Genomic DNA, 26295 nt, shown 5'->3' on the forward strand with positions numbered 1-26295 from the left:
CGCGCTTTGTTCAGAAGAATTGACGGAACACCCAATAGAGCAGCGCAGAAAGCGCAATCGACGCGGGCAGCGTGAGCAGCCACGCAAGCGCGAGATTGCGCACGGTTCCCCATTGCAGGCCCGAGCCATTGGCGGCCATCGTGCCGGCAACGCCGGAAGCGAGCACGTGCGTGGTCGAAACGGGCAGGCCGTAGGCGTCGGCCATGCCGATGGTCAGCATGGCCACGGCTTCGGCGCAAGCGCCTTGCCCGTAGGTCAGATGCTGCTTGCCGATTTTTTCGCCCACGGTCACTACCACGCGCCTCCAGCCCACCATCGTCCCCAGCCCGAGCGCGATGGCCACCGCCACCTTCACCCAGGTGGGGATGAACTTGGTGGCGTGGTCCATCTGCTTGCGGAAGGCGTCCAGCGTGGCGGCGTCGGCGGCCGAGAAGGCGGGCTCGTGCGCTTTCTCCATCAGCCGGATGGCCTCGGAAGCGACATACATGTTGTTGCGCACGTTGTCGACGATCGCTTGCGGCACCTGCGCCATCGAGCCGGAGCTGCTCACCTGGTCGCCGATGGTGTCGGTGAGCGCGCGCAGCGCAGGCAGCGTGGCGGGGCGCAGGCGGTGCGTGCTCACGTAGGCTTCGACTTCCGCGCGCGGATTCGCGGGCAGCGCCTCGCGCGGCCCTTCAGGCACGTAGCGCGCGAGCGTGGCCGAAGCCGTGCGCGCGGCGGCCACGAAGGTCACGGTCTGCTCGGGCGTGACGGCCTTGTTGAGCGCATAGGCGGTGGGCACCACGCCGATCAGGATGAGCATGATGAGGCCCATGCCTTTCTGCCCGTCGTTGGAGCCGTGCGCGAACGAGACGCCCGTGCAGGTGAGAATCAGCAACGCGCGGATCCAGAGCGGCGGCCGCTCGTTCGACGGCGGCTCGCGATAAAGGCGCGGCGCGCGCACGAACAGCTTCAACGCGAGCAGCACGAGCGCGGAGAGCACGAAACCTGCCATGGGAGAAAACAGCAGCGCCTTGCCCACGCCCAGCGCCTGGGTCCAGTCGACCCCGGACGTGCCGGAGGGGCCGCTGATCCACTGGTTCATGATGCCCACGCCGATGATCGAGCCCACGAGCGCATGCGAGCTCGACGAGGGCAGTCCGAAATACCAGGTGCCGAGATTCCAGAGGATGGCCGCGATCAGAAGGGCGAACACCATGGCGAAGCCCGCGTGACTGCCCACCTGGAGGATCAATTCCACGGGCAGCAGCTGCAGGATGCCGAACGCGACCGCGCCGCTCGAAACGAGGACGCCAAGAAAATTCCACGCGCCGGACCAGATCACGGCGGTATGCGGTTCGAGTGAATTCGTGTAGATGACCGTGGCGACGGCGTTGGCGGTGTCGTGAAAGCCGTTCACGAACTCGAAGCCGAGCGCGATGAGGAGCGCGAGGCCGAGCAGGACGAACGGCAGCGCGGACCGGCCTTGCACCGTGCTCAGGTCGACGACGAGATGATCGATAACATAGACCGTGCCTGCTGCGATGACGAGGAAGAAGAGCGCGGCGGCCAGGCCGCGGCTGCGCGGCTGCATGGCGCGCGGCTGGCTGGGCAGGCGCGGCTGGCCCGGCTGGGATAGGGGAACGTCCGGCATGAATGTGCGCTGATGGTTGGGCTCATGAGCCTCGCGCGCAGCCGTGGAAACCTCATGTGCGATGACGCCGCGAACCGATGGCGCCAAGGGTGGCGGACGCGTCGAGCGCGCCAGAACCGGGGCGGCTCGATCGAGACGCGCCAGTGTCTCATAATGATTCGATCATCGGAGCCGGAATGACACCGCTGCGCGCTGCTGCCGTGCACAGACGCCCGCGTGACGCGGGAGCGCCGCGAATCGCGTCGTATAGACGCATGTCGGGCCGCAAACTGCGCGGCCCGACATGGGTGTCCCTACCTGGGTGTCCGCCTTAGAACAACACAGCAATGCCCGCCATGCCGACGAACTGCGAACGCGTGCTCGACGGCGTGCTGTTTTGCGAATCGCCTACGGAGGGGCTCGCATCGACGATGTCGCTCGCGCCGTGTACGCCCAGGGTCTGCCCGCTCGCGTGTTGATAGCCCTCCAGCGCGTAGAGCGAAGTGCGCTTGGAAAGGTGATACGTCTCCTTGAGCGAGATCTGCTGATAGCGTGCGGCGTCGCTGATGCCGTTGGCCCTGGAGGCCAGCGTATATGCATAGCCGCCGCCCACGTCGAACGCGGGCGTGAAGCGCCAGGTGGCAAGCGCGGCCCACGTGTTGAAGACAGCTGTGGAGCCGAACAGCGACTTGCCGCCCGCGAGGTATTCGACGTTGGAATACGACGCTCCCAACATCAGATTGCCGATCGTATAGTTGCCTGCCACCGCCACGTGCTGAACAGCGCGCGCCGAGACGTAGCCGGTGTTCAGCGACGATTTGCCGAAGCTTGCTGTCGACGCGCTGTCGAAGCCGCCCGTGATCGCGGCGTTGTCCATGCGCAGATAGCCCGCGCCGAGCGAGACCGGGCCATTCGTGTAGCGCAGCGCAGCGCTCCATGTCTGGCCTTTGCCGGTACTGCCTGCAATGCCGCCGAACGCATACATGGCGCTTGCCTGCACGCCGTACCAGCTGGGCGACGTGTAAACCGCCGAGTTGTTGATGCGCACGGTGGTGTCGAGTCCGTCGATATCGCCGGGGTGAGCGCCGGTTGCGCCCGTGAGCCAGCTACTGCCCGTGAGCGGCCCCACGAACTGATAGTAGGGCGTGTATTGGCGGCCGAGCGTGAGTTGGCCCGCGCTGCGGTTCTGCAATCCCACATAGGCCTGGCGGTTGAAAATCAGGCCGTTGGTCTGGAGCGCGCCGCTGTTCGGATCGAAGCCGTTCTGCAGGTCGAAGATCGCGAGCGTGCCGCCGCCCAGATCTTCCTTGCCTTGCAGGCCGAACTTCGACGCATAGAGGTTGCCCTGGCGCAGATACACATTCGAGTGGCCGTTCTGGTTGTTGACGTAAGTGATCGCGTCGTCGATTGCGCCGTACAGCGTGACGCTGGATTGCGCAAATGCGGGGCTCGCAATCAGTGCTGCGCCCGCAGCCACGAAAATCCCCGGGCCAAAGCCAGTCTTCTTCATCGTTGTAGATCTCCAATAATCAATAACAACAGGATTGCTTATTTATTGTCTGCGGCGCTGTCCTGGCTCGCCGCCCTTGATCGCTGGCGGGCTTGCGCGGCGAGACGTACTGCGGCGTTTGGCGCGCCGTATCCGTCGTAGCCGCCGCGCCGCTCCACCAGTTCCAGGAAGAAGCGCTGATCGAGTGTTTCGGTGTAAGCGTGCAGGAACTCGCCGCCTTGCTCGTCGCGGTCGTACAGAAGGTTGTGCTGGCGCAGCGCGTCGAGGAATTCAGCGGGTAGTGCGTGGCGCGCGTCCAGATCGTCGTAGTAGTTGGCCGGCACGCGCAGCAGCGGCACGCCGGCCGCTTCGAACTCCGTCACCGCGCGGAAGATGTCGGCGGTGCTGAAGGCCACGTGGTTCAGGCCGGTGCCGTGATAGGCGCGCACGGTCTCGGCGGTGGCGGTGTGCGGATCGACCGACGCATTGAGCACCATGCGCAAGCCACGGTCCGCGCTGAAGAGCGCGCGACTGCGCACGAGGCCATACGGATCGGGCAGCAGGACGGCGGCGCTCGCCTGCAGGCCGAACACCGCTTTCAAAAACAGCACCCACGCATCGAACGAACCGGCCGGCAGCGAAAGGCTCACGTGATCGATGCCGGTGATGGGGCCGACCTCCGTGGGACCGTCCACGTCGGTGAGGACGAAATCGGCTTCGAAGAGCGTCGGCTGGCCCGGCTGCTCGTTAACGAAATAGTTAAGACTTCCGTCCGGTGCCTGCACGGCCGGCACGACGCGCTCGTTAGGGCCGACGCGGCCCGAAAACGGTTGATAGCCAAAGCCCGCTGCGCGTTCGAGCGCGAGGCGCGCGTCGTCCACGCGCAATGCCGAGGCGCATAGCGAAAGCCCGTGGCGCTGGAAAAACGCATCGGCGAACGAATCGGGTTCGGCGTTCAGCACGATGGCCGCCGAGCCATGCCGATAGAGCGTCACGTCCTTCGATCGATGCTGCCCCGCGAGGCGGAAATGGAGTTTTTCGAGCCAGTCGGCTACGCGCCGGCGTGCGCCGTCGTCCACCGCGAACTCGAGGAATTGCCATCCCGCATGCGCCGGCGGCGCGCTCGGGTGGTAGAGCGGCGCGGCTTTGTCCGCGCTGTGCAGTGCCTCACGCGTGAGCGCTTCGAGCAGCAGCAGCGAGCGATGGCCATCCGTTGCCGTGGCCGCCGGCGGCGCGCCTCGAAAGCCGTCGTTGAAGATTTCCAGCGAGAGCGGGCCCGTGTAGCCGCTCTTCACCACCTGCGCCGTGAAGTCCGCGAGCGCGAAATCGCCCTGGCCCGGAAAGCAGCGGTAATGGCGGCTCCATTCGAGCACGTCCATGTTCATCTTCGGCGCGTCGGCGATCTGCACGAAGCCGATGCGCTCGCCGGGAATCGTTGCGATGGCATCGGGCGTGTCGTCGAGCGAGAGCGTGTGGAAGCTGTCGAGCGCAAGCGTGAGATGCGGATGATTCACGGCGTTCACGAGCTGCCATGCATGGCGGTACGTGCGCACGTGGCGGCCCCAGGCGAGCGCTTCGTAGCAGGTCACCACGCCTGCCTGCCCGGCGGCCTGCGCGAGCTGGCCAAGCTGATCGATGGCGAGCGCGTCGTCGCCAATCGTGTCGGGCGAGACGTTGCTGCACACCAGCAGCCGCTGCGTGCCCAGTTCGTGCATCACGTCGAACTTGCGCTTCACGCGCTCCAGATTGCGGGCGAGCCGTTCAGGGCTCACGCCCTCGAAATCGCGAAACGGCTGATACAGCACGATCGCGAGCCCGAGGTCGGCGGCCATGCGGCGCACATCGGCGGGCGAGCCTTCGAAATAGAGCAGGTCGTTTTCGAAGATCTCCACGCCCGTGAAACCCGCGGCGCTGATGGCGGCGAGCTTTTCCGCAAGCGTGCCGCTGATCGAAACGGTCGCGATGGAGCGGCACAACGGAGCGAGAGTGGGACTTTGAGGCAGCTTGGACATGGCGTGGCGCGGCAGCGGATGAACGATAACCAGGGGACCGGCAGGCCGGCGGTGCCGGCAAGACTGGAACACGCAAGCGCCGCCGGAGTGCTGCAAGGATAATAAAACTAACTAGTTAGTACAAATTCTCGAAAACCCCAGGGTGACCCGCGCGCATGAGCGGGGCACACTGGCGGCCATGCGTGGGGTGAGCGTATTTGCAGCAGTGCGGGCGAATGCGCCTGCAAATGCCTCGCCACCCGCGTTGTTGCAAAGCCGTTTTCGAGTTGTCGTTGTGTATTCTGGAGCGCCTGATGCTATTGCCGTCGGTACTGGTCCTGAACGGGCCGAATCTCAATCTGCTGGGAACGCGGGAGCCCGCGATATATGGGTCCGAAACGCTCGATGACGTCGAGCGCTTGTGCCGCGAAGCCGCCGAGCGGCTTCACATCGAAGTCGACTTCCGCCAGTCGAACGCCGAGCATCAGTTGATCGACTGGCTGCACGAGGCGCGCACGCGCATCGACGGCGTCGTCATCAACCCCGCTGCCTATACGCACACTTCGGTTGCGATTGCCGATGCGCTTTCCGCCATCGACAAGCCCGTGATCGAGGTCCATATCTCGAACGTCCACAAGCGCGAGGCGTTCCGGCACCATTCGTTCGTCTCGCCGATTGCCGAGGCGATCATCATCGGTTGCGGCACCCAGGGCTATGTGCTCGCGCTCGAACGCATGGCCGCGCTGCTGGCAGCGAAGATGGCAAATAAGGCGGCAACTACAGCTGCGAATAAGGGGGCGAAATGAGCGAGCACTCGAACAAGCCGCGCTCGTTTCTCTGCGGGCTGATCGGCAAGGGCATCGGCGGCTCGCTTACGCCCGCGATGCATGAGAAGGAAGGGCGCGAGCTCGGCTTCAACACCGTGTACCGGCGCATCGATCTCGATGCGCTCGGCCTCACCGTCGACGCGTTGCCCGAGCTGCTGCTCGCGGCGCAGCGCATGGGTTTCGACGGCCTGAACATCACCTATCCGTGCAAGCAGGCCGTGATCCCCCTGCTCGACGAACTCTCCGACGATGCGCGCGCGCTGGGCGCTGTGAACACCGTGTTGTTCCGCGATGGCAGGCGCATCGGCCACAACACCGACTGGTCGGGTTTTGCCGCCGCGTTCGAGCGCGGGCTGCCCGACGTCTCGCTCGAAGCAATCGTGCAACTGGGAGCAGGCGGGGCAGGCGCGGCAGTCGCCCATGCCGCGCTGCAGATGGGGGCTCGCGCGCTCACGCTGTTCGACGTGGACGCCACACGCGCTCAGGCGCTCGCCAGCGAATTGCAGGCACGCTTTCCCGCGGCGCGCGTGAGCGCGGGCAGCGATGGCGATTTGCAGCAGACGCTGGCCGCCGCCACGGGCCTTATTCACGCGACGCCCACCGGCATGGCGAAGCTGCCTGGCTTGCCACTGCCGGCCGAGTATCTGCACGCGCGCCTGTGGGTGGCCGACATCGTCTATTTCCCGATTCGCACGGCGCTGCTCGAAGCGGCCGAGGCGCGCGGCTGCCGTGTCTTGAGCGGCGGCGGGATGGCGGTCTACCAGGCCGTGGACGCGTTCCGGCTGTTCACCGGCCAGGAGCCGGACGCCGAGCGGATGTATGCGCATTTGCAGTCGATGCTGGCGCAGGACGCCGGCCAATAAGTTACCCGCCGCTCGAGCATAACGGCGGCGCTACACGTACATAGATAGTTGGTTTTACATGGGACCAGAGTTAAGCGCCAAACCGCCAACTCTGGTCGACAGGAGAGAGACATGGCACCACCTGTATCGACGGGGCGCGACGCGCCTACCCTTGCCGCCGCGCCCGCAGAAGGCGCGTTGCGGCGCTCGAAGGCGCGCTACCGCATCCTCGGCCTGCTGGCCGTGGGCACCATGATTAATTATCTGGACCGCACGGTGCTCGGCATCGCGGCCCCGCAGCTCACCAAGGAACTGGGCATTAACGCGGCGCTCATGGGGCTGCTGTTTTCGGCGTTTTCGTGGAGCTATGTGGTCGCGCAGATTCCGGGCGGCGTGTTCCTCGACCGCTTCGGCAGCAAGCTCACGTATTACCTCGCCATGACGTTCTGGTCGCTGTGCACGCTCGTGCAGGGCTTCGTGGGCAGCGTGGGCGCGCTCCTCGCGTGTCGGCTGGGGCTCGGGGTGGCGGAGTCGCCGTGCTTCCCCACCAATAGCCGCGTGGTGGCGACCTGGTTCCCGCAGCACGAGCGCGCGTTCGCGACCGGAACCTATACGGTGGGCGAGTATATCGGTCTCGCGTTCTTCAGCCCGTTCCTCTTCGCGCTGATGGGCGCGTACGGCTGGCGCTCGCTGTTCTATGTGGTGGGTGGCGCGGGCATTGTGTTCGGGCTGATCTGGTGGGCGTTTTACCGCGAGCCGCACGATCACCCGGGCGCCAATCGCGCGGAGCTCGACTATATCGAGGCGGGCGGCGGTCTTGCCAGGCACGACGCAGCCGCGGTCGAGGGCCAGCAAGGGGACAAGAAAGCGGGCAAGAAGGCCTTCGACTGGCGCATGGCCGGCAAGCTGCTGCGCAAGCGCCAGCTCGCGGGCATCTGCCTCGGCCAGTTCGCGGGCAACTCCACGCTCGTGTTCTTCCTCACCTGGTTCCCGACCTATCTTGCCACCGAGCGCCACATGGGCTGGCTCAAGATCGGCTTCTTCGCGATCATGCCGTTTATCGCGGCGTCGGTTGGCGTGATGTTCGGCGGCACGTTCTCCGACTGGATGCTGCGCCGGGGCTTCTCGGCCAACGTGGCGCGCAAGCTGCCGATCATCGCCGGCCTGCTGCTCGCATCGTCCATCATTCTCGCGAACTTCGTGCAGAGCAACGTGACGGTGATCGTGATTCTTTCGGTGGCGTTCTTCGCGCAGGGCATGGCCGCACTCGGCTGGACGCTCGTCTCCGATATCGCACCGGCCGGCATGCTCGGCCTCACGGGCGGCATCTTCAACCTGGCGGCCAATCTTGCCGGCATCGTCACGCCGCTCGTGGTCGGGCTGATCGTGGGCGCGACGGGCTCGTTCGTGTGGGCGCTCGCGTTCATCGGCGCGATTGCGCTGGTGGGCGCCGCGTCGTACATCTTCGTGGTCGGCGATATCAAGCGCATCGAGCTGTAAAAGGCACTCGGGCCTGGCGCTCCGGCGGCCCGCGCCGGGTCGCCGGGTCGCCGGGCGGCTCGCCAGACGGGCCGCGAGAAGGCGCAACGAAGGCCCTCAGGGAGGCCGGTCTGGCGCGGGCCGGCCAGCAAGGATGCGCAGAAGCCCATGCTAGAATCGGCCGCATTCCTTCCCACTCGCGTTCCTCAGAAAAATGGCAAGACCGGTGGCTTCGGCCGAAAGCAACGACGCTCAATCCGAAAGCCGGCGCAAGTACGACCCGGAGCAGACCAAGCGCAATATTCTGGAAGTGGCGACCGCCGAATTTTCGGCCATGGGCCTCGCGGGCGCGCGCGTGGATCAGATCGCCGAGCGCACCCACACCACCAAGCGCATGCTCTATTACTACTTCGGCAGCAAGGAAGGGCTGTACGAAGCGGTGCTCGACAAGGTCTACGCCGATATCCGTGCGCTGGAGCAGGACCTGCATATCGACGAGCTCGATCCCGAGGAAGGCTTGAAGCGTCTCGTCGAATTCACCTTCGACTATCACGACCGCCATCGCGACTTCGTGCGTCTCGTGACGATCGAGAACATTCACGGCGCGAAGTACCTCGAGCGGCTCAAGACGTTTCGCAGCCGCAACGCCAGCGTGATCCGCACCATCGAGGATCTGCTCGCGCGCGGCGTGCGCACGGGCGCGTTCCGCGACGACATCGATCCCATCGATCTGCACTTGCTCATCAGCTCGATGTGCTTTCATCGCGTGAGCAACCGCCATACTTTCGGCGCGGCGTTCGGGCGCGATCCTTCGCATCCGCGGCTGCGTGCGCGGCATCGCGAGATGGTGGTGGATGCGGTGGTGAGGTTTGCGCGCAAAGGTGGGTGATATCGCCGGGCGCAAGGGACCGTGCCCGGCTACGAATGCTTCTGCATGTTTTCTACGGCTCTATCGTGGGCGTTCCGAGCGTCCATCATCAGCCTCTACGCCGCGTAGCACCTTTAAATGTTGGCCAGCGTGAGCGGATCGAAGGCGTATTGGGCGCACAAGCGCTATCAGTTACAACCGTGACTGGCCGCGGTCCGATAACAGGTGGTCCCGCCGGGGCCTTTCACTACGCCTTTGCCATTGATAGTTTTCGCCTGCCCGCCACGATTGGTCTGCGTCGTCCGCACGCCATTCTGGTTCGCCTGGGATGTCCAGGCCGTGCCGGTATTGCGGTTATAGCCGCCGGCCGTTTGCCCGTTGCCGCATACCGTTTCACCTCGGGCATTCCTCGCGCATTCTGCGAATGCGTTCGCAGACAATGCCAGGCATGCCAGTATCACCAAAGTCTTCATGACGCTCTCCTGCAGGCGTTTCGTCGGTCTATTGCCCCGTGACGACTGAATCGCGACCGGGCTGCTGGTCCAAGCAGCACCGCTTGCTGGATCATCCCGCCGATCTCGCAGGACCGGTTGATCTTAATCAGCAAGATGGACTCAAAGTGGCTGGCCAGATGCACCGCTTTCAGCTCGTCATGCTGTCTCCGTTGATGTCCACGTGTCAGCCAGTTTCCCGGTGGGAGTTTGAATCTATATGCCGTCGCGCCCATTGGGTATCGGACCTTGGTCCGATCCTCGGGCGACGAATTCCGATGTCTCCCGTCGATGGCGAGCGCAGGCTTCCGATGGCCCCGGCCTCATGTATTCGGTATCCCTGCCGTAATCCCGTTATCCGCGCTGCATAGTGTGGCGTCGGCGCATCCTGTTCTTCCCTCATCCCATAAAAGTGCCGGGACGCATTACACTACGCCCCGGAAGCCCGGCCCACGGGCTTTTGCTGCGGCGTCTGTTCGTTTGCGCACATGGCGCGAGCAACGGGCGTCATTCTTCGTCACCCGGATAAGGCCACGCGTAATGAGCACAGCCATGCCCCGTTCCGGCTCCGCCGGACTGCCGCGCCAGACTCAAGGTCGCTATACCCTTGGAACGCGCATCGTCTTGAGCTTCGGCTTGCTGTTCGTGCTCATGCTCGTGATGGCCGCGATCTCCTACAACCGCCTGCGCACCATCGACGACGAAGCCGTGAGCCTCACGCGCGATTCCGTGCCGGGGCTGTACTATTCGACGGCGCTGCGCGCGTCCACCTCCGACGTGCACGACATCGTCGAGCGCGCCACCTTTGTCGAGCCCGATGCGGCCGGCATGGCGCGCGTGCTCGGCCAGTTGCCCGCCGCCGTCAAGCAGGTCGACGAGAACGGCGCGCACTACGAGGCCACGGTGTTTCGCGGCGACGACCGCGCACAGTACCAGCACTTTCGCGACGCTTACGCGCGCTTTCTGCCGCAACTGATGGCCGTCGCGCGGCAATTGCCGGCGCAACGCGCCGCCGCGCAGGCCGCGTTCCTCCAGATCGATGCCTCGTGGCAAGACGTGCTCACTGCCTCCAATGAGCTCGTCGACGAAAACCGCAGACAGGCCCACGAGTCCGCACAGACCATCCGCGGATCGGTCGCGGGCACCGAAATCACGCTCGCGGCGGCGCTCGCCGTCGTGCTGCTCGCCTCGCTCGTGACCGGCTATGCGCTGCATCGCGCGATCACGCGGCCGATGGCGCGCCTCGTCGAGGTGCACGATTCAATGCGCATGGGCAATCTCTCGCAGCGCCTGCAACTGAACCGTCAGGACGAATTTGGCGTGCTCGAGGACGGTTTCAACCGCATGAGCGACGAGCTCACGAGCCTCGTGGCCCAGGCGCAGAAGTCGTCGCTGCAGGTGAGCACCTCGGTGGCCGAAGTAGCGGCCACCTCGAAGGAGCAGCAGGCCACGGCGAGCGAGACCGCGGCCACCACGACCGAGATCGGCGCGACTTCGCGCGAGATCTTCGCGACCGCGCGCGACCTCGTGCGCACGATGGGCGAAGTGGCGACCGTGGCCGAGCAGTCGGCAGCGCTCGCGAGCACGAGCCAGAGCGGCCTCACGCACATGGAAGACACCATGCGCAGCGTGATGGAGGCGGCGGGCTCGGTGAACGCCAAGCTCTCGATCCTCAACGAGAAGGCCGTGAGCATCAACCAGGTGGTGGCGACCATCACCAAGGTTGCCGACCAGACCAACCTGCTTTCGCTGAACGCCGCCATCGAGGCTGAAAAGGCCGGCGAGTACGGACGCGGCTTCGCCGTGGTGGCGACCGAGATCCGGCGTCTCGCCGACCAGACGGCGGTGGCCACCTACGACATCGAGCAGACCGTCAAGGAGATCCAGTCGGCGGTCTCGGCGGGCGTGATGGGCATGGACAAGTTCGCCGAGGAAGTGCGCCGCGGCATGCACGACGTGCAGGAAGTGGGCGCGCAGCTTTCGCAGATCATCGGCGCGGTGCAGACGCTCGCGCCGCGCTTCCAGGTGGTCAACGACGGCATGCAGGCGCAGGCCACCAGCGCCGAGCAGATCACCCAGGCGCTCACGCAGCTTTCGGAAGCCGCGCAGCAGACGGCGGAGTCGCTGCGCCAGTCGTCGCAGGCCATCGACAACCTCACGCTCGTGGCCAACGAGCTGCGCACCGGCGTGTCGCGCTTCAGGATCGAGGCGTGAGCGGATTGATGCCGATGCTTGCGGGCATAAGTGCGGGTGTGGGCTTGGGCAGCGGCGAGCCTGGCTTGCCGTTTCATTGAACGGAGCCGCGATGCTGTTTCTCGTGTTCGAGCTGGACGGCGAACGTTACGCGCTCGATGCGCGCGACATCGTGCGCGTGCTGCCGCTGCAGCCGGTGCGCGCGTTCGCGGGCACGCCGCTGTATATCGCGGGCGTGATCGATCACGAGGGCGCGCCGGTGCCGGTGATCGACATGGCGATGCTGGCGCTCGGCCGGCCCGCGCGCATGCTGATGTCGACGCGGCTCGTGCTGGTGGACGACAACGCGCCGGCGGCTTCCAATACGCTTTCGGCCACGCCTGCGCTTACCCCCGGCGATGGCGTGCCGCCGCGCCGCATCGCGCTGCTGCTCGAATGCGCGACGCGCACCCAGACACTTTCGCCTGAAGCGTTCGCCGAAGCCGGCATCGCGACGCCCGAGGCGCGCTGGCTCGGCCCGGTGGCAAGCGACCCGCACGGTTTCGTGCAATGGGTGAAGGTCGAGCAGTTGCTCGACGAGCGGGTGCGCGCGCTGCTGTTTCCCGATCCGCCCACCTGGCGCGATGCGGCTTCCGGCAGCGTTTCGCCGACCGGGCGCGCGCCATGATGTCCGCCCCGCAGCAGGTGGACCCGCGCTTCGTGGCCTGGCTCGCGCAGCAGACCGGCATCGACGCCGAATCGCTGGGCGCTCACGCGCTGGCGCGCGCGGTGGCCGCGCGCGCGGCCCTGACCGTGACCGGGCACGACCACGGTGGCAAGACCGCGCCTCACGAGGCGAGCGCTGCGCGCGCAGGTGCGCTGCCGGCGCAATGGGAGGGCGGCGCGGCGCTGCCCGAAGCGGTGTGCGACGCTTATTGGGCGCGTCTGACGACCGATGTCGCCGAGCGCCAGGCGCTCATCGACGCGCTTGTCGTGCCCGAAACCTGGTTCTTCCGCGAGCGCGAAGCATTCGCAGCGCTCGCGCGCGGCGGCGTGCAGCGCCATGCGGCGGCACCCGGCGAACTCGTGCGGGTGCTCAGCGTGCCGTGCTCGACTGGCGAGGAACCCTATTCGGCGGCGATGGCGCTCATGGATGCGGGCCTCGCGCACACGCAGTTCGGCATCGATGCCATCGATATCAGCGCCACCTCGATCGAGGCCGCCACGCGCGGCGTGTATGGGCGCAATGCGTTTCGCGGCGATGCGCCGGCGCCTGGCGGGTTTCGCGAGCGCTACTTTCATGCGGCGCCGGACGGCTGGCAGCTCGCCGACGCCGTGCGGCGCGCCGTGTCGTTCGAGCGCGCGAACCTGTTCGACTGGCTCGCGGCGCATCCGGTGCGCTATGACTTCATCTTCTGCCGCAACGTGCTGATCTATTTCGATCGCGAGGCGCAGGACCGCGCGATCGGCCTGCTGCGCGCGCGCCTTGCCGAGGGCGGCATGATTTTCGTCGGGCCGGCCGAAACGGGGCTCATGATGCGTCATGACTGGATCTCGGCGCAGATTCCGCTGGCGTTTGGCTTTATCGCGCCGGATGAGCGCGCCGTGCGCCGGGCGCATGATTCGGATGCCTTACGGGTTGCCGGGGCGGGGGCAGCTGCTGCGTTGCCGAAGACGTTGCCAAATGCGTTGCCAAATGCGTTGCCCACCGTGGCGCTGCATTCCGCCGTGCAGGCTCCGCCGCTGGCGCGGCATGCGCCGTCCGTTGCGCTGTCCGCGCGCACGAGCGGCGTCGCGGGTGCCGCGGCTGTGGCGGCGGGGAAAGCGTTTTCGGTTGCGCGCGCCGCCGGCGCGCCGCTTGCAAGCTTGGGGGGCGCACGCGCACAGCCGGCGGTACAGGTGAATGGTGCATTCGCCGCGCCGGGCGTCGCTACGCCGGGCGTCGCTACGTCGGGCGTCGCTACGCTGGCGTCCGCGCGCCGCCTCGCCGATTCGGGCGCGCTCGACCAAGCCGCCCGCGCCGCCGCGCAAGTCGCGCAAGCATCCCCGCAAGATGCAGAGGCGTGGTATCTGCTCGGCTTGATCGCCGACGCTCAGGGCCGGCCCGCGCAGGCGCTGGAGCACTATCGCAAGGCGCTGTATCTGGAGCCCGGCCATTACGAGGCGCTCACGCATCTGGCCGCGCTGCTCGAAGTGCAGGGCGACGCGCAGGGTGCGCGCCGCCTGATGCGTCGCGCCGAACGCGCCGCGCCAGCCGTGTCGCGTCGCCACGGAGACGCGGATGCGTGACTCGACCTCCCCATACCTGAACGACATGCAAGCGAACCCGCCAGGGCATGACGCCATGCACGATTCGACTGCGCACGCCGTGCCGCTCGACGATTGCTGGAACCGCATCGGCACGCTCGGCGATGGCTCGTGCGAGCGTCTCGCGCACCATGTGCGCTGCCTGAACTGCCCCGTCTTCGAAGAGGCTGCCGCGCGCATGCTCGATCGCCCGGCACAGCGCGCGTCGCTCGAGACCGAAGCCGGGGACGTCCACACCTTGCAATCGACGGCTCAAACCGGCGCGGCGCGGCGGGAAGGTTCGCTGGTGTTCCGCGTGGGCGCGGAGTGGCTCGCGCTCAGCGCGCAGGCGCTGCGCTACGTGGGCGAGGCGCGGCCGATTCACTCGCTGCCGCACCGGCGCAGTCCGGCGGTGCTCGGCGTCGTGAACGTGCGCGGCGTGCTCACGCTGACGGCGTCGCTCGCCGAGTTGCTGCGGATAGGCGCAGCAGCGCACGCAACGGCCAATCACGCAACGGCAGCGGCCACGCCGCGTCTGCTCGTGGCCGAGTGGGAGGGCGAGACGACGGCGTTTCCCGTCGACGAGGTCGAAGGCGTGGCTTACTTCGGCTCGGGCGATTTGCTGCCCGCGCCCGCCACGCTCGCGCACGCAGCGGGCCGGCACGTGCGCGGCGTGTTCGCCTGGCGCGGGCGTTCGGTGGGCGTGCTCGAACCCGACGCGCTGTTCGGCGCGCTAACCCGGAGCCTGCGATGAGCGACGACGAACTGAGCCGCCGCTCGCTGCTCGACCTGTTTCGCGAGGAAGCGCAGACACAGACGCGCACGCTCTCGGCGGGCCTGCTCGCGCTGGAGTCCGCGCCCGCCGACGCGCCCACGCTCGAAGCGTGCATGCGCGCGACGCACTCGCTCAAGGGCGCGGCGCGCATCGTCGGCTTGCCCGAGGCCGTGGACGTGGCGAGCGCGATGGAGGACTGCTTCGTCGCCGCGCAGCACGGCGAGGTGACGATCGATGCGGCGCGCATCGACGCGCTGCTGGTGGGCATCGATCTGCTGCTGGCGGCAGGCGACGCGTCGGCACCGCCGCTCGCGCGCGAAGTCGTCGACGATTTCGTGGCGCGGCTGGCGGGGGCGGGGAGCGCGGCGGGTTCCGGCGCAGCGCCCGCCGGACTGGCCGACGAGGCGCGCGTGAAGGACGCAGCGCAAGCGGACGCCGCCGCCGAGGCGTTGCTAGCCGCGAGTCTCGCAGGCACGCTGGGGTCGGACGTCGCCACGGTCGAGCCTGCGCAATCCGATGACACCCGCGATGACACCCGCGATGACACCCGCGCTGACACCCGCGCCGACACCCGCGCCGACACCCCCGCCGCTCACCCCAAACACGCCGCCCAGGACCTCGACCGCATGCTGCGCGTGCGCGCCGGCACGCTCGACCGCCTGCTGGGTTTCGCGGGCCAGTCGCTGGTGGAGTCGCGGCGCATGCGCCCGTTTGCGAACCATCTGCTGCGCGCGCGCCGCGCCCAGGGCGAGGTGCTTGCCGCGCTCGGCCATTTCCACGAGCGCCACGCGCAGGCGCTCGGCGCCGAGGCGCGCGCGTCGCTCGCGGGCATTCGCGATCAGCTGGCGGCGCTGGAGCGCCAGCTCGCCGAACGTTTCGACGACCTCGATCGCATCGACCGGCGCGGCACGCAGCTTGCGCAACGGCTCTACGACGAAGCTCTGCAATGCCGCATGCGCCCGTTCGGCGACACGGCGCATGCGTACCCGCGCATCGTGCGCGACCTCGCGCGCTCGCTGGGCAAGCGCGTGCGCCTCGTCATCGAAGGCGAAGCGACCCAGGTGGACCGCGACATCCTCGAAATGCTCGACGCGCCGCTCGGCCACCTGCTGCGCAACGCGCTCGATCATGGCGTCGAGGATCCCGAGACGCGGCGCAGCGCCGGCAAGCCCGAAGAGGCGCAGCTCACGCTCGAAGCGCGCCACAGCGCGGGCAAGCTGCTGATCGCCGTGGCCGACGACGGCGCGGGCGTCGACCTCCCAGCGCTGCGGCGCGCGATCGTCGCGCGCGGCCTCGCGCAGCCCGAGGCCGTGGCGGCCATGTCCGAGCCCGAGCTGCTCGACTTCCTGCTGCTGCCCGGCTTCACGATGCGCGAGCGCGTGACCGACGTGTCCGGGCGCGGCGTGGGGCTCGACGCCGTGCAGAATTTCGCCAAGGCCGTGCGCGGCACGGTGCGCATCGAAAGCGCGGCGGGGCGCGGCACGCGCTTCGTGCTGCAATTGCCGCTCACGCTTTCGGTGGTGCGCAGCCTGATCGTCGAGGTCGCGGGCGAGGCCTACGCGTTCCCGCTCGCGCATGTGCGCCGCGCGTTGCGCGTGCCGCGCGAAGCCATCGAGATGCTGGAGGGCCAGCAGCACATCGTTCACGAAGGGCGGCCCGTGGGGCTTGTCACGGCGCGCCAGCTGCTCGGCGCGAGCGGCGAGCCGGCGAGCGCGGACGATGTGTGCGTCGTGCTCATCAGCGCGGGCCACGGCGCCGACCACGAAGCGGCGCTTTACGGCATCGCGGTGGACCGCTTCGCGGGCGAGCACACGCTGGCGGTGCAGCCGCTCGACGCCCGCCTCGGCAAAGTGCGCAACGTGGCTGCCGCCGCGCTGCTCGAAGACGGCGCGGTGGCGCTGATCGTCGACGTGGAGGATCTCGTGGCCTCGGTCGCGCGCCTCGTGCGCGAAGGGCAGCTCGCAGGCGTGGCGCGCGGCGGCGACACCCAGGCGCGTGAACGCAAGCGCATTCTCGTGGTCGAGGATTCCTTGACCGTGCGGGAGCTGGAGCGCAAGCTCCTCGAAAAACGCGGCTACGCGGTGAGCGTGGCGGTGGACGGCATGGACGGCTGGAACACGCTGCGCAACGGCCAGTACGATCTCGTGATCACCGATGTGGACATGCCGCGCATGGACGGCATCGAACTCGTGACGATGATCCGCAACGATCCGCAGCAGCGCGGCGTGCCGGTCATGATCGTCTCGTACAAGGACCGCGAGGACGACCGGCGCCGCGGCCTCGACGCCGGCGCCGACTACTATCTGACCAAGGGCAGCTTCCACGACGAAGCGCTGCTCGATGCCGTGAACGACCTGATCGGAGAGGCGACCTGATGAACATCGGTATCGCGAACGACATGCCGCTCGCCGTGGAGGCGCTGCGCCACGCCATTGCGGGGCGGCCCGGGCATCGCGTGCTGTGGGTGGCCGCCGACGGCGAGCAGGCCGTGGACTTCTGCGCCGCGCAGCCGCCCGACGTGATCCTGATGGATCTCGTGATGCCGAGGCTGGACGGCGTGGAGGCCACGCGGCGCATCATGGCGCGCTCGCCGTGCCCGATCCTGATCGTCACGAGCAGCGTGGGCGCGAACGCCTGGCGCGTGTACGAGGCGATGGGCGCGGGCGCGCTCGACGCGGTCGACACGCCTACGCTGGCGGGTCCCGCCGCGCGCAGCACGATGGACCTCCTGCTCGCGAAGATCGACCGGATCGGCCGCGTGAACGGCACGCTGGAAACGGCGCGCGCGCCCGAGGTGTTCGCGGCCGGCCCCGATGCGCGCACGCCGCTGGTGGCGATCGGCGCATCGGCGGGCGGCCCCACGGCGCTCGCGGAGGTGTTGGGCGCACTGCCGGCGACCCTGAACGCGGGCATCGTGATCGTGCAGCATGTGGACCAGTCGTTCGCGCGCGGCATGGCGGAGTGGCTCGACGGGCAAACCGCGCTCACGGTGCGCGTAGCGAATGAGGGCGACCGCGTGGTGGCGGGCGAGGCGCTGCTTGCGGCAACCAACGACCATCTGTGCATGATGGCTTCCGGGCGCCTCGCCTACACGCGCGAACCAGCCGAGACGCCGTATCGCCCATCCGTGGACACCTTTTTTCATAGCGTGGTCGAGCATTGGCCGGGCGAGGCGATCGGCGTGCTGCTCACGGGCATGGGGCGCGATGGCGCGATCGGCCTGAAGGCGATGCGCGCCAAGGGCTATTACACGATCGCCCAGGACGAGGCGACGAGCGCCGTCTACGGCATGCCGAAGGCCGCCGCCGCGCTGGGCGCCGCGCGCGCGATCCTGCCGCTTACGGCGATTGCCGGCGAACTGGCGAGCCGCCTGAGCATGGTAGCGATGACGAGCCCGCCGACGCCTTAAAGACTGCCGGCGAAGAAACCATAACTGCCGCCGATGGACGTACAGCCGGCATCGAGCAGACATCAAGCGTTAGAAACACCGACCGTAAAAGTGACAAACACCATGACCGAGAAGCCGAATCCATCGACCGCAGCCGACTCCGCGCTGGCCGAAGGCGGGCCCGACGAGGCATCGCTCGAAAGCGCGCTCGCTGCCGTGCGCACGGCGCTCGCGCAGCCGCTGCCCGGCTTGGAGGCGCCGATGATGGTGCTGCTGGTGGACGATCAGGCGATCGTCGCGGAGGCCGTGCGGCGGGCGCTGTCGAGCGAGCGCGAGATCGACTTCCATTACTGCGCGTATCCCGACCAGGCTGTGCGCATGGCCGAGCAGGTGCGCCCGACCGTGATCCTGCAGGATCTCGTGATGCCGGGCACCGACGGCCTCACGCTGGTGCGCGCCTATCGTGCCAACGACGCCACACGCGACGTGCCCATCATCGTGCTCTCCACCAAGGAGGAGCCGGCGATCAAGAGCGCGGCTTTCGCCTCGGGCGCGAACGACTATCTCGTCAAGCTGCCGGACAGCGTCGAGCTTATCGCGCGAGTCAAATATCATTCGCGATCCTATGTAAACATGCTCCAGCGCGACGAGGCCTATCGCGCGCTGCGCCGCTCGCAGCAGGAACTGCTCAAGGCGAATCTGGAACTGCGCCGCCTCACGCAGTCGGACGGCCTCACGGGGCTCTCGAACCGGCGCTATTTCGACGAATTCCTTGGCGCGGAATGGCGGCGCGCGCAGCGCGAGACCAGCGAAGTCTCGCTGCTGATGATCGATGTTGATTACTTCAAGCCCTATAACGACACCTATGGCCACGTGGCGGGCGACAACGTGCTGCGCTCCGTGGCCACCACGATCCGCCGCGAGGTGAACCAGCCGCGCGATCTCGTGGCGCGCTTCGGCGGCGAGGAGTTCGCCGTCGTGCTGCCGGGCGCGGGCAGCGCGCTTGCGCGCCTGCTGGCCGAGAAAATGCGCCGCGACGTGGCGGAGCTGGCGCTGCCGCATAGCGGTTCCGCGGTGAGCGAGCATCTCACGATCAGCGTGGGCGTGGCCACGCTCACGCCCACTGAAACGCTCGCCGAAACCGCGCTGATCGAAGAGGCCGATGCGGCGCTTTATCGGGCCAAGCGCGAAGGGCGTAATCGTGTGGCGTATTCGACGGCGGTGACGGGGCGGGGGGGAGATCACCCGTAACCCCCGCTGACTGCTGCCCCCCTTGACGTGATCGAAGTCATCTAAGCGCCGAAGTCGGCGCATTGAACGCGGCCGTCGCTCCGCGTATCGAGAAATTGCGTCCCCGCATGGAATAAGCGGCAAAGCACGCGTGTTAGTCCATCGTCCCCAACTCACGCGGTGGCCAATCATGGCGTTGCAGGGGCCGCGCGACGAGCGGCCGGTGTCCGAAGGCGATATCCACGCCTATACCGATGGCGCGCTCGCCAGCGAGCGGGTCGCGCGCGTGCGCCGCTATCTGGCGGTGCGCCCGGGCGAATGGCATCGGATCCTGTTTTATCGTCGGCTCAATGTCGAGCTTCGTCATGCGTTCCCGGAGTCCGGGGCCGAAGCCGAGGCCGCCATCCGTCGGCCCGCGTCGCTGCGCCGTGATCGGACCGGGCCCTATGGCGGCGGGCGCTACCGCAGCGCCGTGCTTGCGCTCGCGGGTATGCTGGCCGGCGCGGCGCTGGCGTGGTTCGCCGTTTCCGGGCCCTGTGTCCAGGTTCTCGACGACGCGGCGGTCATGGCGTTCATGGAGGCCGGCAACGGCGCTTCGGCGGCTTCGCCCGCGTCGTCCGTGCAGTTCACGCCGTTGCTGGCTGCGCCGCTACCCGATGAACGCGTGCCGCCGACGCCGGCCAGCATCTCCGCGCCGTTTGATTTCTCGCCGGCGGGCTTGCGGCTCGTGGCTTCCGGCACGGTCGAACTCGGGCCGTTTGTGCGGGTGCGGCGCTGGGTCTATGAAAACAGCGAGGGGAAACCGGTCGTGCTGCTCGCGTCGCGCGCGTGGTTCGCGCGCGCCGGGCGGCAATGGAGCGCGCGCCGCGCCGGCAATCTGCGCCTGCTCGGATGGAGCGGGCATGGCGAGCGCTGGGTGCTCGCGGGCGATGCGCGCACGCGCGGGTTGATGCGCGCGGCGGACCTCGCCACCCAGGAGCCGGCGGCACGCGTGGACGAGGCAGGCAATGCGGAGCAGCAGCGATGAGCACCCACGATGAACGGGCAGACGAGAATGGCGAGGACCGCGAGGATGGAACATGGATTTCCGTGACGAGCTGATAGAACACGTGCCGCGCCTGAGGCGCTATGCCCGCGCGCTGATCAACAACCGGGAACTCGCGGATGACCTCGTGCAGGACACGCTCGAGCGCGCACTCGCGCGCACGGCGCTGTTTCAGGCGGGTACGGATTTGCGCGCCTGGCTCTTCACGATCATGCACAACCTGTTCGTGAATCAGGTGCGCAAATCGGCGGCGCGCGGCACCCATGTGAGCGTCGACGACGAGAGCGTGCCCGAGACCGATTACGCGGTGCCGGCCACCCAGTCCGGCACCCTGGAAGTGCGCGATCTCGACTTCGCGCTGCAGCGGCTGCCGCTCGAGCAGCGCGAGGTGGTGCTGCTGGTCGGGCTGGAGGAAATGAGTTACGCCGACGTGGCGCTGGCGCTGGACATCCCCATCGGCACGGTGATGTCGCGGCTTTCGCGGGGACGTGAGCGACTGCGCGCGCTCATGGCCGGTGTCGTCCCGCGTGCGAATCTGAAGGTGGTGCGATGAGCGAGCAACGTAATCCCGTGACCGAAGACGAAATCCACGCTTACGTGGACGGCACGCTGGCGCAGGCGCGCCGCGCCGACGTCGAGCGCGAGCTCGAACGCAATCCCGATCTTGCTGCGCGCACGAGCGATTTCTTCGCGCTGAACAACCTGCTGCACGAGCGTTACGATCGTGTGCTGAGCGAGCCTGTGCCCGCGCGACTGCGCATCGAACCGGCCAGCCGCTCCGGTGCTTCGGACACCCTCGGCAATTCCGGCGAGCCGGCACGGCGGGGCGCGCGCGAAGCTGCGAACTGGCCGAAGTTCGCGGGTCTTGCGGCGGCACTGGTGCTGGGCGTGGGCATTGGCTGGGGCACGCATTATGGCGCGGACATGCTGGACGGCGCGGCGGGCCGCGGCGATCAGCATGCGAATCTATCCACGGCGAGCGCGGACTCGACCATGAACTTCGTGCACGAGGCCGCGCTCGCGCACGTGGTCTATATGCCCGAGGTGGATCGCCCCGACACGATGGGCGCGCGCCGGGAGCAGGATTTCGCGCAGTGGCTCGCGAACCGGCTCGGCACCAACGTGCATGCGCCGATGCTGGCAAAGAGCGGCTTCGAGCTCCAGGGCGGGCGTTTGCTGCCCGGCGCGAATGGCGACGTTGCGCAGTTCATGTATCACAACGCGCAAGGCGAGCGCGTGACGCTGTGCATCTCGCACCGCAAGGCAAGCAGCAATACGACTGCGTTCAAGCTCTACCAGGACGGCCCGGTGAATGTGTTCTACTGGATCGACGGCGATTTTGGCTATGCGCTGTCCGGCGGCATCGATCGCAGGGTGCTGCTGCAGCTCGCGCACGACGTCTATGCGCAGTTGACGCCAACGCCGGCGCCGCACTAGACGCGTTCGCGATATCCGCTTGCCAACGCCGAGCCCCGCTTTTCATGAGCGGGGTATTGGCGTTGCACGCTGTGGACGTTTGGGCTTCAACCACTCATTGTGCGCGCGTGCCCTCACTGGAGCTTCACCGCAACGAAGCTGCGCGCATGGTTTCTCTGGATCAGCACGTCCATGCTCCTCGTCGCCTTGGCCTCGAGCTCGGCGGCCTGGTCCTCGGTTTCGACCAGCATTTCGTTGAGCGTCAGCACGACGTCGCCGCGCCGCACGCCGGCTTTCGCGGCGGGGCCGGTCGAGTCTTCCACCATCAGCCCGAGCGGCAGCCCGGTCGAGCGCTTTTCGTCATCGGTCAGCGAGTGCGTGATGAGGCCGAGGCGATCCGCGGTATGGCGGGGCGCCTGGGCGTCTGGCGGAACCGGTGGTTTGGCGGGCGGTTGGACGGCCGCTTGCGTCATGGCCGTCTTCACGGCCTTGACGTCGTTCACCTGTGCCGTATTGGCGACGGCCGGGGTGGCGGCTGCGGCGGCCACGGCAGGCGCCGCAACCGCTGCTGCTGGCGCGGGCGCTGCCGCTAGTGCAGGGGCAGGGGCAGGGGCAGGCGCCGCCGCTAGCGCCGGTGCGGGTGCAGGAACCGCATGCACATCAGTTGCCGCATTGGGTGCATTGGCCGCCTGCGTCCCGGCGGCGGCCGCGTTCGTGAAGTGCGCCTGCGCCGGCTGCCGGTTGCGGATCACCGACAGTGGGATTTTCGTCGCGGGCGGCACGGCGGCGAGCTGCTCGGCGAGCGCAGCGGCACGGTCGACCGGTTTGTCACCCACCCCCACGATGACGTCGCCCGGGTTCACGCCCGCCGCTGCGGCGGGCGAGCCCGGTTCGACGGCGTCGACGAGCGCGCCGCTCGCGTGCGGCAAGCCGAGCGCCGCGGCGATCCCGACGCTCACATCTTCGACGCGCATGCCGAAGGTGCGGGTCGCGTGCGTGCTGCCGGCGCGGCCCGCGCCTGGGTTCGCGTCGGCGTCGGCATTGGCGTCGGCATTGGCGGCGTGCGCTGCCGCGTGCGCGGCCTGCAACTGTGCGCGGAACTGGTTCGCGGCTTCGATCGGAATCGCGAAGGTCAGGCCTTCGTAGTGGCCGCTATCGGCGTACAGCTGCACGTCGATGCCGATCACCTCACCCGCGCGATTGAACAGCGGTCCGCCGGAGTTGTCGGGATTGACTGCCACATCGGTCTGCAGAAACGGGAACGCCTTGCCATCGGGCAGCGTGCGCGAGGTTGCGCTGACGATGCCCGTCGTCACGGTGTTCTGGAAGCTGTCGGGCGAGCCGATCGAGAGCACCGGTTCGCCCGCGCGCAGCTTCGACGAGGCGCCGAGCTTCACGAATGGCAGATTGCGCGCGCCGTCGATCTGCAGCACCGCGACGTCGCTCTGCGGGTCGACGGCCACCACCTGGGCCTTGAATTCGCGCTTGTCGGTCAGCCGCACGATCACTTCGTCGGCTTTGTCCACGACGTGCGCCGTGGTGAACACGAGGCCATGCGAGGTCACGATGAAGCCGGAGCCCGCGCCCGTCATCGCGCGCGGCGCGCCGGGCTGGCCCTCGGACGGTGGCCGCGGCGCACGCCTGAAGAACGCGAAGAACGGGTCGTCGGCGTCGATGGCTTCCTGCCCGGGCGCTTCGGACTGGTCGTCGGGGCCGCGCGCGATCACGTGCACGACGGCAGGGCCGTAGCGCTCGGCGAGCGCGAAGAAGTCCGGCGTGGCCATCGCGGAGGGCGTGACTGATGAAGCTCCGGCGATGGTCCCAGCGCGAGTGACGGCAGCGGGCTTGCCTGGCGCGGATTTGTTGGCGCTGGATACGCTGGACGCCGGCACGGGCGTTGCCGCGTTCGTCCGGAGGCAGAAAGCACTGGCGAGCGCCAGCGTGAGCGCCGCCGCGGGGCGCGAGGTGCGGGCGAAAATGAGGCGGAGCACAGCACACCTCCCAGGGCAATCGTGCTGGCGGACGTGGACCGGGATGCAATGGTGATGCAGCGGGCGCCGACAGAAATAGTTTAGTCACGCGGCGCAGCGAGTGGGGAGGAGGGTTTGTCCGGTTGCGCACGCAGAGGGCTTGGTGCCGGGCGCCGATGCGCCCGCAACGAAACCGGGCACAGCGCGTGCGGCTACGCCGTCCGGTTGAAAAATCGGCGCTGATATACTGGGCGCTCGATTTTTTCGTCCCCGCGCGCGCCATGCCCGTTCCCCAATCGTCAGCCGAATCTGCGTTCGTCCCGCCCACGGCGCCGGCTCGCGATGCGCATGGGAGCGTCCGCGTGCCCGGCGTGCATAGCGCGGGCTCGCATGCCGGGAACGGGCTCGATTCTCTGCTCGATGCGCTGATGCGGCTCGTGGCCCGCCATTTCGGCGTGGCGGCCGCGTGCGTGTTGCCCGGCGATGCGGCGGACGGCGCGCCGGCCTGGGCGGGCGCGGGTGTGGAAGCCGCGGGCGCCGCTGCATCGGGCGTTGCGTTGCCCTTGCGCGAGGCGCTGGCCGAAATCCGCTCTGCACAGAGCGCGCTCGCCATGAGCGGTCCGGCTGGCACGGCTGAGCCGCATGACATCGCAGGCGCGGGCGAGCCGTTCATCGTCGGCGATCTCGGGGCCGCCCCCGCATGGCAGGCGTGCTTGTCGCGGGCGAGCGCGCTACCGTTTCGCTTCGTGGCGGCCTGGCCGCTGCGGGGGGCCGGCGGGGACCCGCTGGGCAGCCTGTGCCTGCTCGATCATGCGCCGCGCAAGCTTTCGCCGGCCGACCGTGCGAGCCTCGACGACTTCGCGCGCGTGATCGCGGCGCTGGCGGCGCAGGAATCGATCATCGAAACCCGGGGCGCGCCGTCCCCAGCCGAAGCCATGCTGCTCGAGGAGCTTGAATCGCTGCGCGCCCGCGAGCGGCTTCTCGCGCTCGCCATCGCAGGCAGCGGCACGGGCATTTGGGATCGCGATGTAGCCACCGGGGAAATCCGCTATTCCACCGGCTGGAAAGCGATGCTTGGCTACGCCGACGACGAGGTGACCAACCGCATCGAAGACAGCTACCAGCGCCTGCACCCCGACGATATCGACTACGTGAAGGCCACCATGCAGGCCCACTTCGAGGGCCGCACCGAGCAATACGAAGTGGAGCACCGCATCCGCTGCAAGGACGGCAGTTACAAGTGGATTTGCAGCCGCGGCAAGGTCACCGCGCGCGACAGCGAAGGCCGCGCGCTGCGCATGATCGGCACCACGACCGATGTGACGTCGATGCACCAGATGGCGGAGCGCCTGCGTGAGTCGGCCAGCCTCGTCACCAATCTCACGAATGAAGTGCCGGGTCTCGTGTTCCAGTGCCGCCGCACGCCCAGCGGCCACATGAGTCTGCCTTACGCGAGCGCGGGCATCGCGGAGATTTACGAGCTCGCGCCGGCGCAGGTCGCGGCGCACGCACGCGCGATCGAGGCGCTCATTCATCCCGACGATCTCGACGCGTACCGCGCGTCGTTCGCGGCTTCGGCGGCCACGCTTGCCCCGTGGCACCTGGAATATCGCGTGTGCCTGCCGCGCCAGGGGCTGCGCTGGCGGCAGGGCGATGCGAAGCCGCAGCGCCTCGCCGATGGCGTGATCGTCTGGCACGGCTTCATTACCGACGTCACCGAGCGCAAGCGCATCGAGGCCGAGCTGCAGGAGTTCGCCACGACCGACGGCCTCACGGGCCTCGCGAACCGTCGCCACTTCATGATGCGGCTCGAGGCGCAGCTTGCGCTGTTACGCCATGCAGACAGCGTGGGCAACCCCGGCCATGTCGGCCACGCGAGCGCCGCCGTGCTGATGTGCGACCTCGATCATTTCAAGTCAATCAATGACCGCTTCGGCCATGCCGTGGGCGACGAGGCATTACGCCATTTCGCCGGAATCCTGCGCACGCATCTGCGCGCAGGCGATGTGGCCGGGCGCATCGGCGGCGAGGAATTCGCGCTCCTGATCGGCGGCGCCGATCTCGACGGCGCGTGCACGGTCGCGCGCCGCATCCAGGATTGCATTGCCCGCGCGCCGCTCGCGGGCGGGGCCGCCGGAGTGCCGCTCACGGTCAGCATCGGCGTCACGCAGTTGCGCGCCGGCGACCCGAGCGTCGAAGCCGCGCTTTCGCGCAGTGACGGCGCGCTATATCGCGCGAAGAAAGGCGGACGCAATCGCATCGAGCGCGCCTGAGCCGCATGGTGTGATCGGCCTGCGGCCGGCGCGGGCGAGCGGCACGGCCCACTCTTCATTCCGGCCCTTGGTGTAACGTTCCAGCAAGCCAATACTTTTCGCGCCGGCGCGCCAGGCGGCGTGTCGCCGGCCGCCGCCCAG

At 67.9% G+C, this 26295-nt stretch carries 20 protein-coding genes; 15 read left to right on the top strand and 5 right to left on the bottom strand.

The window, feature by feature from the left end; genetic code table 11:
- Positions 1 to 10: 10 nt before the first annotated feature.
- The 3 genes from P5W99_RS31715 to P5W99_RS31725 all read right to left on the bottom strand — a co-directional run bounded on the left by P5W99_RS31715 (position 11) and on the right by P5W99_RS31725 (position 5077).
- Complete coding sequence (locus tag P5W99_RS31715) at positions 11 to 1573, bottom strand: inorganic phosphate transporter (RefSeq protein WP_421028785.1); 1563 nt, start codon at positions 1571 to 1573, stop codon at positions 11 to 13.
- A gap of 370 nt (positions 1574 to 1943) precedes the next feature.
- Complete coding sequence (locus P5W99_RS31720) at positions 1944 to 3122, bottom strand: porin (protein ID WP_421028520.1); 1179 nt, start codon at positions 3120 to 3122, stop codon at positions 1944 to 1946.
- 38 nt (positions 3123 to 3160) lie between these two features.
- Positions 3161 to 5077: a bifunctional sugar phosphate isomerase/epimerase/4-hydroxyphenylpyruvate dioxygenase family protein gene (locus tag P5W99_RS31725; RefSeq protein WP_421028786.1), complete on the bottom strand. Its 1917-nt coding sequence runs from the start codon at positions 5075 to 5077 to the stop codon at positions 3161 to 3163.
- Between the two features lie 329 nt (positions 5078 to 5406).
- Between P5W99_RS31725 and aroQ the strand changes: the two genes are divergently transcribed.
- The 4 genes from aroQ to P5W99_RS31745 all read left to right on the top strand — a co-directional run bounded on the left by aroQ (position 5407) and on the right by P5W99_RS31745 (position 9129).
- The gene (gene aroQ, locus P5W99_RS31730; protein WP_421028521.1) at positions 5407 to 5898 is read left to right on the top strand and encodes a type II 3-dehydroquinate dehydratase; all 492 of its coding nucleotides are present in this window, start codon (positions 5407 to 5409) and stop codon (positions 5896 to 5898) included.
- Positions 5895 to 6782, top strand: a complete 888-nt coding sequence (locus P5W99_RS31735; RefSeq protein ID WP_421028522.1) for a shikimate dehydrogenase — start codon at positions 5895 to 5897, stop codon at positions 6780 to 6782. The genes aroQ and P5W99_RS31735 overlap by 4 nt, the downstream gene beginning before the upstream one ends.
- Positions 6783 to 6893: 111 nt before the next feature.
- Positions 6894 to 8261 carry an MFS transporter gene (locus tag P5W99_RS31740; protein WP_421028523.1) on the top strand — a complete coding sequence of 456 codons (1368 nt, stop codon included), beginning with the start codon at positions 6894 to 6896 and terminating at the stop codon, positions 8259 to 8261.
- Positions 8262 to 8454: 193 nt separating this feature from the next.
- Positions 8455 to 9129: a TetR/AcrR family transcriptional regulator gene (locus P5W99_RS31745; protein ID WP_421028524.1), complete on the top strand. Its 675-nt coding sequence runs from the start codon at positions 8455 to 8457 to the stop codon at positions 9127 to 9129.
- A 167-nt stretch (positions 9130 to 9296) separates the two neighbouring features.
- Here P5W99_RS31745 and P5W99_RS31750 read toward each other — a convergent pair whose 3' ends face one another.
- Positions 9297 to 9581, bottom strand: coding sequence for a hypothetical protein (locus P5W99_RS31750; protein WP_421028525.1), 285 nt, complete (start codon positions 9579 to 9581; stop codon positions 9297 to 9299).
- Positions 9582 to 10139: 558 nt separating this feature from the next.
- On the opposite strand from P5W99_RS31750, the gene P5W99_RS31755 reads away from it, so the two are divergent.
- The 10 genes from P5W99_RS31755 to P5W99_RS31800 all read left to right on the top strand — a co-directional run bounded on the left by P5W99_RS31755 (position 10140) and on the right by P5W99_RS31800 (position 21932).
- On the top strand, positions 10140 to 11813 hold the full coding sequence (locus tag P5W99_RS31755) for a methyl-accepting chemotaxis protein (protein ID WP_421028526.1): 1674 nt from the start codon (positions 10140 to 10142) through the stop codon (positions 11811 to 11813).
- Between the two features lie 91 nt (positions 11814 to 11904).
- Positions 11905 to 12459, top strand: coding sequence for a chemotaxis protein CheW (locus P5W99_RS31760; RefSeq protein WP_434666283.1), 555 nt, complete (start codon positions 11905 to 11907; stop codon positions 12457 to 12459).
- A complete protein-coding gene (locus P5W99_RS31765; RefSeq protein ID WP_421028528.1) occupies positions 12456 to 14060 on the top strand; it encodes a CheR family methyltransferase in 1605 nt (534 codons plus the stop codon). The genes P5W99_RS31760 and P5W99_RS31765 overlap by 4 nt, the downstream gene beginning before the upstream one ends.
- Before the next feature lie 55 nt (positions 14061 to 14115).
- Positions 14116 to 14811, top strand: a complete 696-nt coding sequence (locus P5W99_RS31770; protein WP_421028787.1) for a chemotaxis protein CheW — start codon at positions 14116 to 14118, stop codon at positions 14809 to 14811.
- A complete protein-coding gene (locus tag P5W99_RS31775) occupies positions 14808 to 17207 on the top strand; it encodes a hybrid sensor histidine kinase/response regulator (RefSeq protein WP_421028529.1) in 2400 nt (799 codons plus the stop codon). Before P5W99_RS31770 ends, P5W99_RS31775 begins: the two co-directional genes overlap by 4 nt.
- Positions 17207 to 18241 carry a chemotaxis response regulator protein-glutamate methylesterase gene (locus P5W99_RS31780; protein WP_421028530.1) on the top strand — a complete coding sequence of 345 codons (1035 nt, stop codon included), beginning with the start codon at positions 17207 to 17209 and terminating at the stop codon, positions 18239 to 18241. The genes P5W99_RS31775 and P5W99_RS31780 overlap by 1 nt, the downstream gene beginning before the upstream one ends.
- Before the next feature lie 102 nt (positions 18242 to 18343).
- Positions 18344 to 19471 (top strand): diguanylate cyclase, encoded by a 1128-nt coding sequence (locus tag P5W99_RS31785; RefSeq protein WP_421028531.1) that lies wholly within the window; start codon positions 18344 to 18346, stop codon positions 19469 to 19471.
- A 169-nt stretch (positions 19472 to 19640) separates the two neighbouring features.
- The gene (locus P5W99_RS31790) at positions 19641 to 20477 is read left to right on the top strand and encodes a transcriptional regulator (protein ID WP_421028532.1); all 837 of its coding nucleotides are present in this window, start codon (positions 19641 to 19643) and stop codon (positions 20475 to 20477) included.
- Between the two features lie 52 nt (positions 20478 to 20529).
- On the top strand, positions 20530 to 21048 hold the full coding sequence (locus P5W99_RS31795) for a sigma-70 family RNA polymerase sigma factor (RefSeq protein ID WP_421028533.1): 519 nt from the start codon (positions 20530 to 20532) through the stop codon (positions 21046 to 21048).
- The gene (locus P5W99_RS31800; RefSeq protein WP_421028534.1) at positions 21045 to 21932 is read left to right on the top strand and encodes an anti-sigma factor family protein; all 888 of its coding nucleotides are present in this window, start codon (positions 21045 to 21047) and stop codon (positions 21930 to 21932) included. The genes P5W99_RS31795 and P5W99_RS31800 overlap by 4 nt, the downstream gene beginning before the upstream one ends.
- 113 nt (positions 21933 to 22045) lie before the next feature.
- On the opposite strand, the gene P5W99_RS31805 is transcribed toward P5W99_RS31800, so the two are convergent.
- Positions 22046 to 23902 (bottom strand): trypsin-like peptidase domain-containing protein, encoded by a 1857-nt coding sequence (locus tag P5W99_RS31805; protein WP_434666288.1) that lies wholly within the window; start codon positions 23900 to 23902, stop codon positions 22046 to 22048.
- Positions 23903 to 24243: 341 nt separating this feature from the next.
- Here P5W99_RS31805 and P5W99_RS31810 point away from each other — a divergent pair, with 341 nt between their 5' ends.
- Complete coding sequence (locus P5W99_RS31810) at positions 24244 to 26154, top strand: sensor domain-containing diguanylate cyclase (protein WP_421028536.1); 1911 nt, start codon at positions 24244 to 24246, stop codon at positions 26152 to 26154.
- Positions 26155 to 26295 lie beyond the last annotated feature (141 nt).

Origin of the sequence: Paraburkholderia sp. A3BS-1L, from assembly GCF_051125215.1 — a bacterium.
In the GTDB taxonomy this organism is placed as follows: Bacteria; Pseudomonadota; Gammaproteobacteria; order Burkholderiales; family Burkholderiaceae; genus Paraburkholderia.